We start from the raw sequence: 15,627 nt of genomic DNA on the forward strand, positions 1-15,627 counted from the left end.
GGCGGGATGTCACTCATTGTGACCTACCACGCGGGGATGGCATCACCCTCGGCGGGCGAGAAGTGCTGACCTGCGGCTCGGAACGGGCGCAGCGCCCCTCCGCCCGGGCCCGGTGCCGTCAGACCGCGCGCAGCACCGCGACGACTTTGCCGAGCACGACGGCTTCGTCGCCGAGGATCGGCTCGAATGCCGAGTTGCGGGGGAGCAGCCAGGTGTGGCCATCCCTCTGGCGGAAGGTCTTGACCGTGGCCTCCCCGTCGAGCATCGCGGCGACGATGTCGCCGTTGTTCGCGGTGGACTGGGAACGGATGACCACCCAGTCGCCGTCGCAGATCGCGGCGTCGATCATCGACTCGCCCGAGACCTTCAGCATGAACAGGTCTCCCTTGCCCACGAGCTGACGGGGGAGCGGGAAGATCTCCTCGACCTGCTGCTCCGCCGTGATGGGCACGCCGGCCGCGATCCGACCGACGAGCGGCACCATCGCCGCGTCGCCGACCGAGGGACCGCTGTCCGCGGGGTTCTCGGTCGCGGCGCCCGGCAGGTCGATGAGCACCTCCATGGCGCGCGTCTTGCCGGCGTCGCGTCGGAGGTAGCCGCTCAGCTCGAGCTGGTTGAGCTGGTGCGTGACGCTCGACAGCGACTTCAAGCCCACGGCATCGCCGATCTCTCTCATGCTCGGCGGATAGCCGTGCCTGGCGATGGAACGCTGGATCACCTCGAGGATCGCGAGCTGCTTGTCGCTCAGGCTCTTGCGTCGCCGGGTCTGGGGCTTTTCTCGGCCGCTTACCTCGCTCATGATCCAGCTCCTGTCTCCCGCGTGGGGGCATTGGTCTTCGAATGTCGGAGGCCCGTGGTGGGGTGTCGGTATCGAAACCGTATCCGGTTCGAACGCGTCTCCCGGCGAAGCTGACCGCGTGTCGCGTTCGAGGAATCGGCATCCGCACCCGTAGTTGACACTCTAGAACATCGAAGATAAGTTCGGAAGAGAGATTCGTATCCGCCGCTCCCGGCCGAGGGGCGGATGCGAATCTCTCCCCACCCGCAGGAGGATCACATGACCGCCATCAGCATCACCGCATCCGGCACCACCCGCCTGCCGGCAACGCGCCTTCGCCTCACGGTGCGAGGTCGACGCGTGCTCGTGGCGACGGCAGCCCTCCCCGCCGCGATCGCACTCGGCATCGCGGTGATGAGCGGCGGCGCGGCGCTGGCGTCACGCGACGCCGGAGCTCCGGCCGATACCTTCAGCACCGTCGTGGTCTCGTCGGGCGAGTCCCTGTGGTCGATCGCCGAAGAAGTCGCCCCGACCGCCGATCCGAGAGACGTGATCGACGCGATCGTGCGACTCAACGCACTGGACGGAGTCTCGATCTCCGCCGGCCAGCGGCTCGCCATCCCAGCGGAGTACACATCGGGTCGGTGACGGTTCGGCCGTAGCATGGGCGGGGTGACTGCTCGCCTCGATGATCTGCCCCTCCGCGACGATCTGCGCGGCCAGACTCCGTACGGTGCGCCGCAGGCCGCCCTGCCGGTGGCTCTCAACGTCAACGAGAACACGCATCCGTTTCCCGGAGAGGTCGCGGACGACATCCTGGATTCGATCGCTCTCGCGCTGCGGGACGTGAATCGCTACCCCGATCGGGAGTTCACCGCGTTACGCGAAGGTTTTGCGGAGTACCTGGGGTACGGCCTGACACCCGACCAGATCTGGGCGGCGAACGGCTCGAACGAGGTTCTCCAGCACGTCCTGCAGGCGTTCGGCGGTCCGGGCCGCACCGCATTCGGCTTCGCTCCGACGTACTCGATGTACCCGCTGCTCACGCGCGGCACCGGTGCGACGTGGACGGCGGGCACGCGGTCGCACGATTTCACGGTGGATGCCGAGAGCGCGGCGTCCCAGGTCGATGCCGCCGATCCCGATGTCGTCTTCCTGTGCGCTCCGAACAATCCCACCGGTACGCCGATGCCCCTCGACGTCATCGAGGCGGTCTACCAGGCGGCGCGCGGCATCGTGGTCGTGGACGAGGCGTATCAGGAGTTCGCACCGCGTTCCGAGCCGTCGGCGCTGGCACTCCTGCCCGGTCGCGAAAGGCTGATCGTCTCGCGCACCATGAGCAAGGCGTTCGCGTTCGCCGGCGCCCGCGTCGGGTATCTCGCCGCGGACCCCGCGGTGATCGACGCGTTGCGTCTCGTCCGTCTGCCGTACCACCTCAGCGTCCTCACCCAGGCGGCGGCGAGCGCGGCGCTCCGCCACGCGCCGACGATGCTGCGCGCGGTGGACGAGATCGTCGCTCAGCGCGATCGCATCGCGGCGACGCTTCCCGCGCTCGGATACGAGCCGCATGACTCGTCGACCAACTTCGTGCTGTTCGGCGGAGTCGACGACCCCCGAGCCACCTGGAAGGGCCTCTACGACCGCGGCGTTCTCATCCGCGACGTGGGCATCCCTCACCACCTCCGCGTGACGGCCGGCACCGAGGGCGAGACGACGGCGTTCCTCGACGCACTCGCCTCGATAGACTCGCGATCATGACCCGTTCCGCCGCTCGCACCGCGTCGGCCCGCCGCGCAACGAGCGAATCCACCGTCGAACTCGACCTCGATCTCGACGGTTCCGGCCGCAGCCACATCGACACCACCGTGCCGTTCTACGATCATCTCCTCACGGCGTTCGCGAAGCACTCGCTGACCGATCTGACGGTCCGCGCATCCGGCGACACCGACATCGATGCCCATCACACCGTCGAGGATGTCGCGATCGTCCTCGGGCAGGCGATCCGCGAGGCACTCGGCGACAAGGCCGGCATCTCGCGGTACGGCGACGCGCTCGTCCCGCTGGACGAGGCGCTGGCGCAGGCGGTCGTCGACGTCAGCGGGCGCCCGTACCTCGTCCACTCCGGCGAGCCCGCCGGCTTCGAGCACCACCTGATCGGTGGCCACTTCACCGGATCGCTCGTGCGACACACGTTCGAGGCGATCGTGTTCAACGGCGCGCTCACCGTGCACGTGCGCGTGCTGTCGGGCCGTGATCCGCACCACATCGCCGAGGCCGAGTACAAGGCGTTCGCGCGCGCGTTTCGGCAGGCCAAGGCGCTCGACCCTCTCGTCGAGGGAGTCCCGAGCACGAAGGGCGCTCTGTGAGCTCCCGCCCACTCGTGGCAGTGCTCGACTACGGCTCGGGCAACGTCCACTCCGCCGTCAAGGCGCTGGCTGCGGCCGGCGCTGATGCGAAGCTCACGTCCGACCGGGCGCTCGTGCTCGAAGCCGACGGTCTCGTGGTGCCGGGCGTCGGGGCGTTCCATGCCGTGATGGAGGCGCTCCGGGCGAGTCGCGGCGATCAGCTCATCGAGCGCCGCCTCGCAGGCGGGCGGCCGGTGCTCGGCATCTGCGTGGGCATGCAGGTGCTGTTCGAGCGGGGTGTCGAGCGCGGCGTCGACACCGAGGGCCTCGGAGAGTGGCCCGGGGTCGTGACGGAACTGGATGCACCCGTCCTGCCGCACATGGGATGGAACACGGTCGAGGCGGGCACCGGTTCCAGGCTCTTCCGGGGGATCGAGGACGAGCGGTTCTACTTCGTCCACTCGTTCGGCGCCCAGAAGTGGCTCCTCGACGTGGTGCCGCCATTCCCCGAACCCGTCCTGACATGGTGCGACTACGGCCGGCCGTTCCTCGCGGCGGTCGAGAACGGCCCTCTTTCGGCCACGCAATTCCACCCCGAGAAGTCCGGGGATGCCGGCATCCGGCTGCTCGCGAATTGGATCGATGGGCTGGGCAGGGCTACTCTCTGAACTCGTGCCATCTGCCGGAGCGTGTGCTCCTGTGATATCTCGGCATGAGGAGCCATGAACGATTTCGCGTCAATGCCGGAACTGATCCTGCTGCCCGCTGTCGATGTCGCGGGCGGCAAGGCCGTCCGCCTGACCCAGGGCGAGGCAGGCACCGAGACGAATTACGGGGACCCGATCGATGCGGCACTCGACTTCGCGCGTGCCGGAGCCGAGTGGATCCACCTGGTCGACCTCGACGCCGCGTTCGGCCGCGGCAGCAACGCCGGCGTTCTGCGCAAGGTGATCAAGCAGGTGCGCGGTGTGCAGGTCGAGGTCTCGGGCGGTATCCGCGACGATCGCTCGCTGGAGGCCGCGCTCGAGAGCGGCGCCGCACGCATCAACCTCGGCACCGCTGCCCTCGAGAACCCCGAGTGGGCTGCCGATGTCATCGGTCGGTACGGCGACGTGATCGCGGTGGGTCTTGACGTGCGCGGCACGACACTCGCAGCGCGCGGGTGGACCGAAGAGGGCGGCGACCTGTGGACCGTCCTCGAGCGCCTCGAATCGGCCGGCTGCAGTCGCTACGTCGTGACCGACGTGACGAAGGACGGCACCCTTCGGGGTCCGAACCTCGACCTGCTGCGCGAGGTCGCCTCACGGACGACGAAGCCCGTCGTCGCCTCGGGCGGCGTGTCGAGCCTCGACGACATCGAGGCGCTCCGCGAACTCGTGCCCATCGGCATCGAAGGCGCGATCGTGGGCAAAGCGCTCTATTCGGGCGCGTTCACGCTCGCCGAGGCGTTGGATGTCGCCGGCCACTGATCCGCACGCGCACGGCGACTCCGCAGGAGTCCCGTGGGAGGGGCGCAGCTTCGAGCCGAATTCCCACGCGGGAGATGACGGCACGGCGGATGCGCGGCTGATCGCTGCGCTGAGCGCTCCTCGCGACGGGGCGGCCGTCCAGGTGGAGGTCATCGAGGCGTACCGCACGGCGCGGCTGCTGATACCGCTGGTGGCGGAGAAGGGCGATGCCCCTGAATCGGTCGGTGAGCCCGTCGAACCGCACGGGCTCTCGGTCGACAAGACCCAGGAGCTGTCGATCGTCACGGTCGCCGCGCCGGACGGGCGCTCCGTACTGCCGGTGTTCACCTCGGTTGCGTCGATGAAGCGCTGGGATGCGGTCGCCCGCCCGGTGCCGGCAGACGGCGTTCGCACGGCGCTGGCCGCGTCGGCCGACGACACCGACCTCATCGTGGTCGACCCGGGCTCGGACACCGAGTTCGTCATCCGTCGCCCGGCCGTCTGGGCGATCGCTCAAGGCCAGCCGTGGGAGCCGAGCCACGCATCGCCGGAGGTCTTCGCCGCGATGCACAGCAGTATCGGGGGCGAGCTCGCCATCCTCGATCTCACTCTCGAGTCGGGGGATCCCACCGGGCGGCTGCGCGGTCCCGAGCTCATCGTCCGACTCGAGCTCATCCAAGGCCTCGAGCAGGCCGAGTTGGATGCCGTGCTCGGCCGCCTTGCGCGGCGCTGGGCCGCTGACGATCGCATCGCGGTGCTGGTCGACTCCCTTACCGTCAAGCTCGTCCGCGGCGACTGACCCGCCACGAGATCAGCCGATGTGCCGGCATCAGGCCAGTCGGCGCACGCATCGCCCTGAACTGGCGAGCTCGCCTGAACTCGGCACCGGAGCGTGTCCAAGGATCGCCGGCGCTTCGACAGGATCAGCGACCTCTGCAGGTCAGTTGACCGGGCCGGTCCACTTCTCGCCCGGCCCCTTGCCGATGGGATCGGGGATGACGGATGCCTCGCGAAACGCGAGCTGCAGCGAGCGCAGCCCGTCGCGAAGGGACCGCGCGTGCATGTCGCTGATCTCGGGCGCCCCCGCGGTGATGAGGCCGGCCAGAGCGTTGATGAGCTTCCGAGCCTCGTCGAGGTCGGTCTGCGTGGTCGGGTCGTCGGCGAGTCCGACCTTGACGGCCGCGGCGCTCATCAGGTGCACGGCCGCGGTCGTGATGACCTCGACAGCCGGCACGTCGGCGATGTCGCGCGTCGCAGCCGCGGCGGCCCGCTCGCGCTCTTCCCACCGGGCCTGGCGCGCGGCATCCGGAGTCGTCTCTGCTGCCGTGAGGTCGCCGTCGGCGTCCCGAATCGTGTCCACGTGCCACTCTCTGCTAGACTTTGGCGGGCTCCGGAGCGTTCTGCTCTGGAATCGAAAGAGGATCACATCCCACCCGCGCTTGCCGCTCAAGGCTACCGGGTCACGCACTCCGCCCCGTCCGCGCTTCGGACGGGGTAGCCAGCAATGGAATCAGGGTGCAAGAGCCGGCGCTCCCGCGTCGTGCCGGGTGGCATGCGTCTCTTCCGCCCGCGACACACCCTGTGTCGCGGTGGCCGACATCCCGCACGAAAGAGGAGTTCCGCATCAGCGATCCCCGCACCAATGACCGCATCCGCGTCCCCGAGGTCCGCCTCGTGGGTCCCGCAGGAGAGCAGGTCGGCGTCGTCCGCATCGAGGTGGCGCTGCGCCTGGCTCAGGAAGCCGATCTCGATCTGGTCGAGGTGGCTCCCAACTCGAAGCCTCCCGTGGTCAAGATCATGGACTACGGGAAGTACAAGTACGAAGCCGCACAGAAGGCGAAGGAAGCGCGACGCAACCAGGCGAACACGGTCCTCAAGGAGGTCCGTTTCCGACTGAAGATCGAGGCGCACGACTACACCACCAAGCTCAAGCGTGCCGAAGGCTTCCTGCAGTCCGGCGACAAGGTCAAAGCCATGATCCTGTTCCGAGGCCGCGAGCAGTCGCGTCCCGAGCAGGGTGTGCGCCTCCTCCGCAAGTTCGCCGAGGACGTCGCCGAGTTCGGCACCGTCGAATCGAATCCCACGATCGACGGTCGCAACATGGTCATGGTGATCGCCCCGCACAAGAACAAGTCCGAGGTCAAGACCGAGCAGAACGCCCAGCGTGCCGCCAACAAGGAAGCCGCGCGATCAGCCCGCGTCGGCTCCGCCGCGGACAGCTCGGTGTCGACGGATGTCGTCGACGACGACTCCGACGACTAGGCCCCCACATTCTCCCGCACCGCGGGACACCGACTCCCGCCCGCGCGGGACGTGAAACGAAGGAAACAGAGATGCCGAAGCAGAAGACCCACTCGGGCGCCAAGAAGCGCTTCAAGGTGACTGGCAGCGGAAAGATCATGAAGCAGCAGGCGAACCTTCGCCACAACTTCGAGGGCAAGTCCTCACGCCGCACCCGCCGACTGTCGCAGGACCAGGTGCTCGCACCCGGTGACGCGAAGGTCGCCAAGAAGCTCCTCGGTCGCTGAGCGCGCCGACGCAAGTTAGGAACGAAACGAAATGGCTAGAGTCAAGCGGGCGGTCAACGCCCACAAGAAGCGTCGCGTCATCCTCGAGCGCGCCTCCGGTTACCGGGGCCAGCGCTCGCGTCTGTACCGCAAGGCGAAGGAGCAGGTCACCCACTCGTTCGTCTACGCGTACCGCGACCGTCGCAAGCGCAAGGGCGACTTCCGCCGCCTTTGGATCCAGCGCATCAACGCAGCGAGCCGCCAGAACGGACTGACCTACAACCGCTTCATGCAGGGCCTGGGCCTCGCGGGCGTGCAGGTCGACCGTCGTATGCTCGCGGAGCTCGCCGTGAACGAGCCCGCGACCTTCGCGAGCCTCGTGGCGACGGCCAAGGCCGCGCTGCCCGAGAACGTCAACGCGCCGCAGACCGCGTAGTACGCGACCTTCGACGTCATGGGGCGTCCTCCTCCGGGAGGACGCCCCTTCGTCGTTTCGCCGAGGTGGATGAACACACCTGATGCCGCGGCTCTATGCTGATCGTGTGCTCGAGAATCCGCGGTCGCCGCGTGTCCGCGCTGTCGCGAAGCTCACCAAGCGGAGTGCTCGTCAAGAGACCGGACTGTTCCTCGTCGAAGGCCCGCAGGCGGCTCGTGAGGTGCTCGCGTATCGGCCCGACACGGTGATCGAGCTGTTCGCCACGCCCACCGCGATGGAGCGTCACCCCGACGTGCGAGACGCTGCTCGTGAGGCAGACATCGAGGTCGTCTTCACGACCGAGGCGGTCCTCGATTCGATGGCCGACACAGTGACCCCGCAGGGCATCGTCGTCGTGGCGAAGCAGTCTCCGACGTCGGTGCGCGATGTGTTCGCCGCATCGCCGCGGCTGGTCGCCATCTGCGAAGAAGTGCGCGATCCCGGCAACCTCGGCACGATCATCCGTGCGGCGGATGCGGCGGGCGCGGATGCCGTCGTGCTGACCGGTCGCACCGTCGACCTGTACAACCCCAAGGTGGTGCGCGCCTCGACGGGGTCGCTCTTCCACCTTCCCGTCGCGATCGGCGTGGACCTCTCGACAGCAGTCGACCGCGCACACGCCGCCGGCGTCAGGATCGTCGCCGCCGACGTCGGGGGAGAGGACTTCCTCGCGTCGCGCTCGCTGCTCGCCGAGCCGACCGCGTGGCTCTTCGGCAACGAGGCGCGCGGGCTCGAAGAAGACGCGCTGCGCCTCGCCGACATTTCGCTGCGGCTGCCCATCTACGGGCGGGCCGAGTCGCTCAATCTGGCGACCGCGGCGAGCGTCTGCCTGTACGAAACAGCCTTCGCGCAGCGTGCGGCGGGTTGAAATCCCGGTTCGCGCGCCTGTTACAGATAGGTAAAGCCTCGGGCCCAGCTATGGCCGGGGGTCCCAGCCCGCCCATAGGGTGGCGCTATGACGACCCCCGATGGTGCGCCTGTCACGTCCAACATCAGCGTCAAACGCGGTGATCCGCTCGTCGTGATCGAGAACGTGCAGAAGCACTACGGCGAGTTCCAAGCCCTCACCGACATCGATCTGACGGTGAACCGGGGCGAAGTCGTCGTGGTGATCGGCCCATCGGGCTCGGGAAAGTCGACGCTCTGCCGCACGATCAATCGGCTCGAGACCATCACGTCGGGCAGCATCCGCATCGACGGAGATGAGCTTCCCAAAGAGGGCAAAGGGCTCGCGAAGCTGCGGGCGGACGTCGGCATGGTGTTCCAGTCGTTCAACCTGTTCTCGCATCTGACGATCCTCGAGAACGTCACGCTCGGACCCATCCGCGTGCGGAAGATGAAGAAGGCGGACGCCGACCGCGAAGCGAAGGTGCTGCTCGATCGAGTCGGCGTCGGGCAGCAGGCGTCGAAGCTCCCGGCTCAACTCTCCGGCGGCCAGCAGCAGCGTGTCGCGATCGCGCGCGCCCTTGCGATGAGCCCGAAGCTGATGCTCTTCGACGAGCCGACGAGCGCGCTCGACCCCGAGATGATCAACGAAGTCCTCGACGTGATGGTCGGTCTTGCGCAGGAGGGCATGACGATGATCGTCGTCACCCACGAGATGGGATTCGCGCGCAAGGCGGCCGATCGCGTCGTCTTCATGTCGGACGGGCGGATTCTCGAGGATCAGAAACCCGATGACTTCTTCACCAACCCCGAAACCGACCGGGCGAAGGACTTCCTGTCAAAGCTCATCACCCACTGACCGCAGAACGCAGGCACAACCCGAACAACTGATTCCCTCCGCACGACCCGAACGTCGGATACGTAACGCACCAATGAATACGGAACAAGGAGAAATCTGATGCGACGACACACACGTCTAACGGCAATCGTAGGCCTGGCGGCTGCAGCGCTGCTGACGCTCACGGCCTGCAACAGCGGAACCCCGGGCACCACGCCGAGCGACGGCGCCGACGGCGGCGACGAAGCACTCTGGGAGGTCGCCACCGATGTCACGCTCGACGGCAGCCCCACCTTCGACGCCATGACGGCGCGCGACGGGGTGATCATCGGCGTGAAGAACGACCAGCCCGGTCTCGGCTATGAGGACGCGGCGACGGGTGAGCGCAGTGGGTTCGACATCGATATCGCGCGCTGGATCGCCGCGTCGCTCGGCTTCAGCGAGGACCAGATCGAGTACAAGACCCTGCCGTCGGACGCCAGAATCCAAGGCATCGTCAACGGCGACATCGACTATTACGTCGGCACCTTCTCGATCACCGACGAGCGCAAGCAGGACATCAGCTTCGCAGGCCCGTACTTCACCACCGGCCAGGGTCTGCTGGTCGCGGCCGACAACACCGATATCAATGGTCCGGAGGACGTCGCGGGCAAGATCGTCTGTTCGGTGACGGGGTCGACGTCCCTGCAGCGCATCCGGGATGAGTACGACCCCGCTGATGCGGTGGAGTACGCGACGTACTCGGAATGCATCGAGCAGTTGACGCAGGGCACGGTCGACGCGATCACGACCGACGAGGCGATCCTCGCCGGATACGTCGCACAGAACCCGGATGAGCTGAAGCTCACCGGCGAGCCGTTCAGTGAGGAGCGGTACGGCGTCGGCCTGACCAAGGGCGACACCGTGCTGCAGGAGCACATCAACGCGCTGTTCACGGATGGCGGGGATGTCTGGACCGCCCTGTTCGAGGAGCACCTCGCGCCGTCCGGAATCGAGGGCACCCAGCCCGAGGTCGACCCGGTTTCATGACCGACGGTGGTGGTGGCGCTCGAGGGCGCCACCACCACCTCGCCGACAGGGATGCGAAAGGAGGAGACCGCTGAACGTCATCACCGACAATTGGGATGTCTGGATCGAGGGTTTCGTCGGAACGATGATCCTCTTCTTCGCGGGCGGTCTCGTGGCCCTGATCCTCGGGATCATCGTGGGGGCGATGCGCGTTTCACCCGTGCCGATCGCGCGGACGATGGGCGCTCTGTACGTCAACACGATCCGAAACACGCCCCTGACGCTGGTCTTCTTCGCCTTCGCATTCGCCCTGCCGCCGCTTCTGGGCCTTCGACTCACAGGAGCGGTGTCGCTCACACTCGCCGTCGCCGCTCTCGGTATCTACACGGCGACCTACGTCGCCGAGACGATCAGATCCGGCATCAACACCGTGCCCGTCGGGCAGGCCGAGGCGGCGAGGGCGTTAGGCCTCACCTTCGGGCAGGTCATGTCTGTCGTAGTGCTGCCGCAGGCCTTTCGATCGGTCATCCCGCCGATGATGAGCGTGTTCATCGCCCTCCTGAAGAACACGACGGTGGCAGCCGGGTTCAGCGTGGTGAACCTCGGTGCAGCACGCAACTACCTGAGCGAACGGGGCGCCAATCCGATGATGGTAATCCTTTGGGTGATGGTGATCTTCGTCGTTCTGGTCCTGCTGCTCGCCTGGGCGCAGCGGGCGCTCGAGAACAAGTGGAGGGTCACACGATGACCTCCGTCCTGTACGACGTTCCCGGGCCGCGGGCGATCATCCGCAACCGCATCCTGGGAGTGATCACCGTCGTCGTGGTGGCGGCGATTTTGGGCGCCATCCTGTGGCGGCTCATCGATACCGGTCAGTTCAGCGCGGAGAAGTGGGAGGCGTTCACTTATACGAACGTCTGGGTGCAGCTCGGGCTCGCGACCCTGCGCACCCTGGCGGCCTTCGGCGTGGCCGCGGTCGGCGCGGTGATCCTCGCATTCGTGCTGGCCCTCGGCAGGATGTCTGACCACGCTTGGCTGCGCGTGCCCGTCGGCGCCGTGGTTGAGTTCTTGCGCGCCGTGCCGGTGCTCGTCTTCATGTTCCTGCTCTACTACGGGCTCCCGGTGGTCGGCATCCGAATGACTCCGTTCTGGGCAGTCGTCATCGCGCTCATCGTGTACAACGGATCGGTGCTCGCTGAGGTGATCCGAGCCGGCGTCGAATCGCTCCCTCGTGGTCAGCGGGAAGCCGGGTACGCGATCGGCCTGCGCAAGTCCGGCGTGATGCAGCTCGTTCTGCTTCCGCAGGCTATCCGGGCGATGATGCCCGTGATCATCGCCCAGCTCGTCGTAACCCTCAAGGACACGGCGCTCGGGTTCATCATCACCTACCCGGAATTGCTCTTCTACGCGCGATATCTCGGTTCGCAGTCGGTTCTCGATTCGCCCATCATCCCCGCCACGATCGTCGTCGGCGCGATTTACATCAGCCTGTGCCTCATCCTGTCGTTCATTGCGAACCAGGTGGAGAAGCGGCTGCGCAGCGAATCGCGTGGCATCCGCATTGCGGGTGCGAACCAGCCGACGCAGGAGATCACCGACACCGAGCTCATCGTCGCGCAGGGGGATACACCGGCACGATGATCGCGCTGTGGCCCCCGGTCTCGTCCAATCGGGGTGCGCGGGGCGCGGCATCCGCCGTCGGTAGACTCGTCTCTCGTGTCTGACGTACCAGAAATCACCCCCGAAGCGGTGGATGCCGCGGTGCAGGCCGCGCTCGATGCCATCGCCGCGGCCGCCGACACCGCCGCTCTGAAGGCCGCCCGATCCGCCCACAGCGGCGAGGCTTCGCCGCTCGCGCAGCTGAACGCTCGACTGCGGGATGTCGCACCCGACCGCAAAGCCGAGTTCGGCAAGCTCGTCGGCCAGGCTCGCGGGCGCGTGAACCAGGCGTTCGCCGCACGCGAGCAGGAGCTCGCCGCCGCCGAGACGGCCGCGAAGCTCGAGGGCGAGCGCATCGACATCACAGCGCTTCCGGCCCATGCCCGGGTGGGGGCGCGGCATCCGATCTCCCTGCTGCAGGAGCAGATCGCGGACCTCTTCGTCGGCATGGGCTGGGAGATCGCGGAGGGACCCGAGCTCGAGCACGAGTGGTACAACTTCGACGCGCTCAACTTCGACGCCGACCACCCGGCGCGCCAGATGCAGGACACGTTCTTCGTCGAGCCGGTCGAGCGTCACCTCGTGATGCGCACGCACACGAGCCCCGTCCAGGTGCGCTCGATGCTCGAGCGCGAGGTGCCGATCTATGTGCTGTGCCCGGGGCACGCCTACCGCACGGATGAGTTCGACGCGACGCACCTGCCGGTCTTCACGCAGTTCGAGGGACTCGTGGTCGACAAGGGCATCACAATGGCGCACTTGAAGGGCACGCTCGACCACGCGGCCCGGGTGCTGTTCGGTCCGGAGGCTAAGACGCGGTTCCGCGCCAACTACTTCCCGTTCACCGAGCCGAGCGCCGAGCTCGACCTGTGGCATCCGACATTCAAGGGCGGCGCGCGCTGGATCGAGTGGGGCGGGTGCGGCATGATCAACGCCAACGTGCTTCGTGCCGCCGGCATCGACCCCGAGGAGTACTCCGGCTTCGCGTTCGGCATGGGCATCGAGCGCACGCTGATGTTCCGGAGCGACGTGCAGGATATGCGAGACATGGCCGAAGGCGATGTGCGCTTCAGCGAGCAGTTCGGGATGGTGGTCTGATGCGCGTCCCCCTCTCGTGGCTGCGTGACTACGTCGATGTGCCGGTGGGAGCCACGCCGGAGGATGTGCTCGAGGCGCTCGTGCGCGTCGGATTCGAGGAAGAGGACATCTTCCGCTTCGGCCTGCAGGGGCCCATCGTCGTGGGCGAGGTCGTCGAGTTCGTCGAAGAGCCGCAGTCCAACGGCAAGACCATTCGCTGGTGCCAGGTCGATGTAGGCCCCTCGACAAGCTCAGGAACCGATACCACCGTGAGCGGCGGTAGGGATGTTCGAGGCATCGTCTGCGGCGCGCGCAACTTCTTCGCGGGCGACAAGGTGGTCGTGAGCCTGCCGGGCTCGGTACTGCCTGGACCGTTCCCGATCGCGGCGCGCAAGACCTATGGGCATGTCTCGGACGGCATGATCGCCTCGGCGAAGGAACTGGGGCTCGGTGAGGAGCATTCCGGCATCCTGCGCCTCGTCGAACTCGGCATCGACGCGCCCGTCGGCACCGACGCGATCGCGCTATTGGGCCTCGACGACGTCGCCGTCGACATCAACGTGACCCCCGACCGCGGATACGCGCTGTCGATGCGCGGCGTGGCACGCGAGTACTCCCACGCGACCGGTGCGGCCTTCACTGACCCGGCGCAGCGCCCGGTCGACGAGGTCCGGCCTGGCAGCGGCTTCTCGATCGTCGTCGACGACCGTGTGCCGATCCGCGGTCGCGTCGGCGCATCCGAGTTCGTCGCCCGCGTCGTGCGCGACCTCGATCCGACCCGGCCCACCCCGCCGTGGATGATCTCGCGGCTGACGCTCGCCGGCATACGGTCCCTGGGCATTCTGATCGACATCACGAACTACGTGATGCTCGAGCTCGGACAGCCGATCCACGGCTACGACCTCGACCGGCTGCAGGGCGGCATCACGGTGCGCCGGGCCACCCCGGGTGAGAAGCTCAAGACGCTCGACGGCAAGGAGCGCAACCTCAGCACCGAGGATCTGCTGATCACCGACGAGTCCGGCCCCATCGGTCTGGCCGGCGTCATGGGCGGCGGCACGACCGAGATGGGCCCGTCCACGCGGAATGTGCTGATCGAAGCCGCGACTTTCGATCCGGTGTCGATCGCTCGCACCGCACGGCGCCACAAGCTGCCCTCCGAGGCGTCACGTCGCTTCGAGCGAGGCGTGGATCCGGCGATTCCCTTCGTCGCGGCGCGACGCGTCGCCGACCTGATGGTGGAGTACGCCGGCGGCACGCACGATGGCGAGTTCGGCGGCGCCCTGTTCGCCGAGATCACCCGCACCCGCATCGCACTGCCTTTCGGTTTCGTGGAGGGCGTGATCGGCGTCGACTACACGTCCGATCAGATCGCGGATGCGCTTCGCCTCATCGGCTGCGATCTCGAAGAGCGGCCGGAGGGCTGGATCGCGACGGCACCGACCTGGCGCCCCGATCTCACCGACAAGTGGACGTTGGCCGAGGAGGTCGCCCGCATCGAGGGCTACGACCGCATCCCGTCCGTGCTTCCTCTCCCGCCGTCGGGCCGTGGGCTCACCGCCGCGCAGCAGGGACGCCGGCGCGTCGCCAACGCGCTCGCCGCCGCCGGCTACGTCGAGACGCCGTCGTTCGCGTTCACCAGCGAAGAGCAGAACGATCTGCACGGCTCGGCCGAGGGTCTGCACCTGCCGAGCATCAAACTCGCGAACCCGCTCGACGGGCAGGCGCCGTTCCTGCGGCGCTCGCTCGTTCCTGGGCTGCTCGACATCGCGCACCGCAACGTCTCGCGCGGGTTCACCGATCTCGCTCTCTTCGAGGTGGGCGCAGTCTTTCTGCCCAAGCCGGGCGTCGCGTACGGCACGCCGTTCGTGCCGCCGTTGGCTGTGCGACCGGATGCCGCGACCCTCGCCGCGCTGGATGCATCCATCCCGCCCCAGCCCCGCCATGTCGCGGTGCTGCTCGCCGGCAATTTCGCGGCGAAGCAGCCGGGGGCGGCAGCGATCGCCGCGGGTGTGGGGGACGCGCTCGACGCGGTGCGCACCATCGCCGCCGCAGCGGGCGTCACGATCGACGTCGCACAGAGCGAGCGCGCTGCGCTGCATCCGGGGCGCACCGGCGTGCTGTCCGTGACGACGCGCGACTCCAGCACTCCGGTCGAGGTGGGATACGTCGGGGAGCTGCTGCCCGCCGTGGCAGAGGCATCCGACCTGCCTGGCCGCGTCATCGTCGCAGAGCTCGACCTGGACCTCGTCCTGTCGCTCGCGGGCGCGAAGCCCGTTGCCGCGTCGCTGTCGGGGTTCCCCGCTGCGACGCAGGACGTGTCGCTCGTCGTCGACGCGGGAGTGCCCGCAGCAGAGGTGCGCGCCGCGCTCGTGGAAGGGGCGGGAGCCCTGCTCGAATCGCTGCGGCTCGTCGACGACTACCGCGGGCCGGGTGTCACTGACGGCGCCAAGAGCCTCACCTTCGCGCTGCGCTTCCGGGCGCCCGACCGCACGCTCACGGCCGCCGAGGCGACGGAGGCAAAGCTGGGCGGCGTCGCCGTGGCCACGAGCCGTTTCGGAGCGGCTCTGCGGGAGTGACACGAGGTCGACCGGTCCTGTTCATCTG

At 67.7% G+C, this 15,627-nt stretch carries 18 protein-coding genes; 16 read left to right on the top strand and 2 right to left on the bottom strand.

Annotation, left to right across the window (positions count from 1 at the left end; all coding sequences use genetic code 11):
- Positions 1-118: 118 nt before the first annotated feature.
- Positions 119-799, bottom strand: coding sequence for a transcriptional repressor LexA (gene lexA / locus ABD188_RS10610; protein ID WP_344061656.1), 681 nt, complete (start codon positions 797-799; stop codon positions 119-121).
- A gap of 258 nt (positions 800-1,057) precedes the next feature.
- On the opposite strand from lexA, the gene ABD188_RS10615 reads away from it, so the two are divergent.
- The 6 genes from ABD188_RS10615 to ABD188_RS10640 are packed head-to-tail and all read left to right on the top strand — an operon-like array spanning position 1,058 to position 5,370.
- Positions 1,058-1,426: a LysM peptidoglycan-binding domain-containing protein gene (locus ABD188_RS10615; protein WP_344061659.1), complete on the top strand. Its 369-nt coding sequence runs from the start codon at positions 1,058-1,060 to the stop codon at positions 1,424-1,426.
- 15 nt (positions 1,427-1,441) lie between these two features.
- Complete coding sequence (locus tag ABD188_RS10620) at positions 1,442-2,536, top strand: histidinol-phosphate transaminase (RefSeq protein WP_344061662.1); 1,095 nt, start codon at positions 1,442-1,444, stop codon at positions 2,534-2,536.
- On the top strand, positions 2,533-3,144 hold the full coding sequence (gene hisB / locus ABD188_RS10625; protein WP_344061665.1) for an imidazoleglycerol-phosphate dehydratase HisB: 612 nt from the start codon (positions 2,533-2,535) through the stop codon (positions 3,142-3,144). Before ABD188_RS10620 ends, hisB begins: the two co-directional genes overlap by 4 nt.
- Positions 3,141-3,791, top strand: coding sequence for an imidazole glycerol phosphate synthase subunit HisH (gene hisH, locus ABD188_RS10630; RefSeq protein ID WP_344061668.1), 651 nt, complete (start codon positions 3,141-3,143; stop codon positions 3,789-3,791). The genes hisB and hisH overlap by 4 nt, the downstream gene beginning before the upstream one ends.
- A 54-nt stretch (positions 3,792-3,845) precedes the next feature.
- Positions 3,846-4,592, top strand: coding sequence for a bifunctional 1-(5-phosphoribosyl)-5-((5-phosphoribosylamino)methylideneamino)imidazole-4-carboxamide isomerase/phosphoribosylanthranilate isomerase PriA (priA, locus tag ABD188_RS10635; protein WP_344061671.1), 747 nt, complete (start codon positions 3,846-3,848; stop codon positions 4,590-4,592).
- Complete coding sequence (locus ABD188_RS10640) at positions 4,576-5,370, top strand: SseB family protein (RefSeq protein ID WP_344061674.1); 795 nt, start codon at positions 4,576-4,578, stop codon at positions 5,368-5,370. The genes priA and ABD188_RS10640 overlap by 17 nt, the downstream gene beginning before the upstream one ends.
- A 141-nt stretch (positions 5,371-5,511) precedes the next feature.
- Here ABD188_RS10640 and ABD188_RS10645 read toward each other — a convergent pair whose 3' ends face one another.
- A complete protein-coding gene (locus tag ABD188_RS10645; protein ID WP_425561340.1) occupies positions 5,512-5,931 on the bottom strand; it encodes a DUF1844 domain-containing protein in 420 nt (139 codons plus the stop codon).
- A 221-nt stretch (positions 5,932-6,152) separates the two neighbouring features.
- Between ABD188_RS10645 and infC the strand changes: the two genes are divergently transcribed.
- The 10 genes from infC to pheT all read left to right on the top strand — a co-directional run bounded on the left by infC (position 6,153) and on the right by pheT (position 15,599).
- Positions 6,153-6,833 carry a translation initiation factor IF-3 gene (gene infC, locus ABD188_RS10650; protein ID WP_344061677.1) on the top strand — a complete coding sequence of 227 codons (681 nt, stop codon included), beginning with the start codon at positions 6,153-6,155 and terminating at the stop codon, positions 6,831-6,833.
- 71 nt (positions 6,834-6,904) lie between these two features.
- The gene (gene rpmI, locus ABD188_RS10655; protein ID WP_344061680.1) at positions 6,905-7,099 is read left to right on the top strand and encodes a 50S ribosomal protein L35; all 195 of its coding nucleotides are present in this window, start codon (positions 6,905-6,907) and stop codon (positions 7,097-7,099) included.
- Positions 7,100-7,130: 31 nt separating this feature from the next.
- Positions 7,131-7,514 (top strand): 50S ribosomal protein L20, encoded by a 384-nt coding sequence (gene rplT, locus ABD188_RS10660; protein ID WP_344061683.1) that lies wholly within the window; start codon positions 7,131-7,133, stop codon positions 7,512-7,514.
- A gap of 106 nt (positions 7,515-7,620) precedes the next feature.
- The gene (locus tag ABD188_RS10665) at positions 7,621-8,421 is read left to right on the top strand and encodes a TrmH family RNA methyltransferase (protein WP_344061686.1); all 801 of its coding nucleotides are present in this window, start codon (positions 7,621-7,623) and stop codon (positions 8,419-8,421) included.
- Positions 8,422-8,508: 87 nt separating this feature from the next.
- A complete protein-coding gene (locus ABD188_RS10670; protein WP_344061688.1) occupies positions 8,509-9,297 on the top strand; it encodes an amino acid ABC transporter ATP-binding protein in 789 nt (262 codons plus the stop codon).
- A gap of 99 nt (positions 9,298-9,396) precedes the next feature.
- Positions 9,397-10,305, top strand: a complete 909-nt coding sequence (locus ABD188_RS10675) for a glutamate ABC transporter substrate-binding protein (protein ID WP_344061691.1) — start codon at positions 9,397-9,399, stop codon at positions 10,303-10,305.
- Between the two features lie 70 nt (positions 10,306-10,375).
- Complete coding sequence (locus tag ABD188_RS10680) at positions 10,376-11,032, top strand: amino acid ABC transporter permease (RefSeq protein ID WP_344067024.1); 657 nt, start codon at positions 10,376-10,378, stop codon at positions 11,030-11,032.
- On the top strand, positions 11,029-11,925 hold the full coding sequence (locus tag ABD188_RS10685) for an amino acid ABC transporter permease (RefSeq protein WP_344061694.1): 897 nt from the start codon (positions 11,029-11,031) through the stop codon (positions 11,923-11,925). The genes ABD188_RS10680 and ABD188_RS10685 overlap by 4 nt, the downstream gene beginning before the upstream one ends.
- 75 nt (positions 11,926-12,000) lie before the next feature.
- A complete protein-coding gene (pheS, locus tag ABD188_RS10690; RefSeq protein WP_344061697.1) occupies positions 12,001-13,041 on the top strand; it encodes a phenylalanine--tRNA ligase subunit alpha in 1,041 nt (346 codons plus the stop codon).
- The gene (pheT, locus tag ABD188_RS10695; protein WP_344061699.1) at positions 13,041-15,599 is read left to right on the top strand and encodes a phenylalanine--tRNA ligase subunit beta; all 2,559 of its coding nucleotides are present in this window, start codon (positions 13,041-13,043) and stop codon (positions 15,597-15,599) included. Before pheS ends, pheT begins: the two co-directional genes overlap by 1 nt.
- Positions 15,600-15,627: the final 28 nt, after the last annotated feature.

It is taken from the genome of Microbacterium pumilum, assembly GCF_039530225.1.
Classification (GTDB): Bacteria; Actinomycetota; Actinomycetes; order Actinomycetales; family Microbacteriaceae; genus Microbacterium; species Microbacterium pumilum.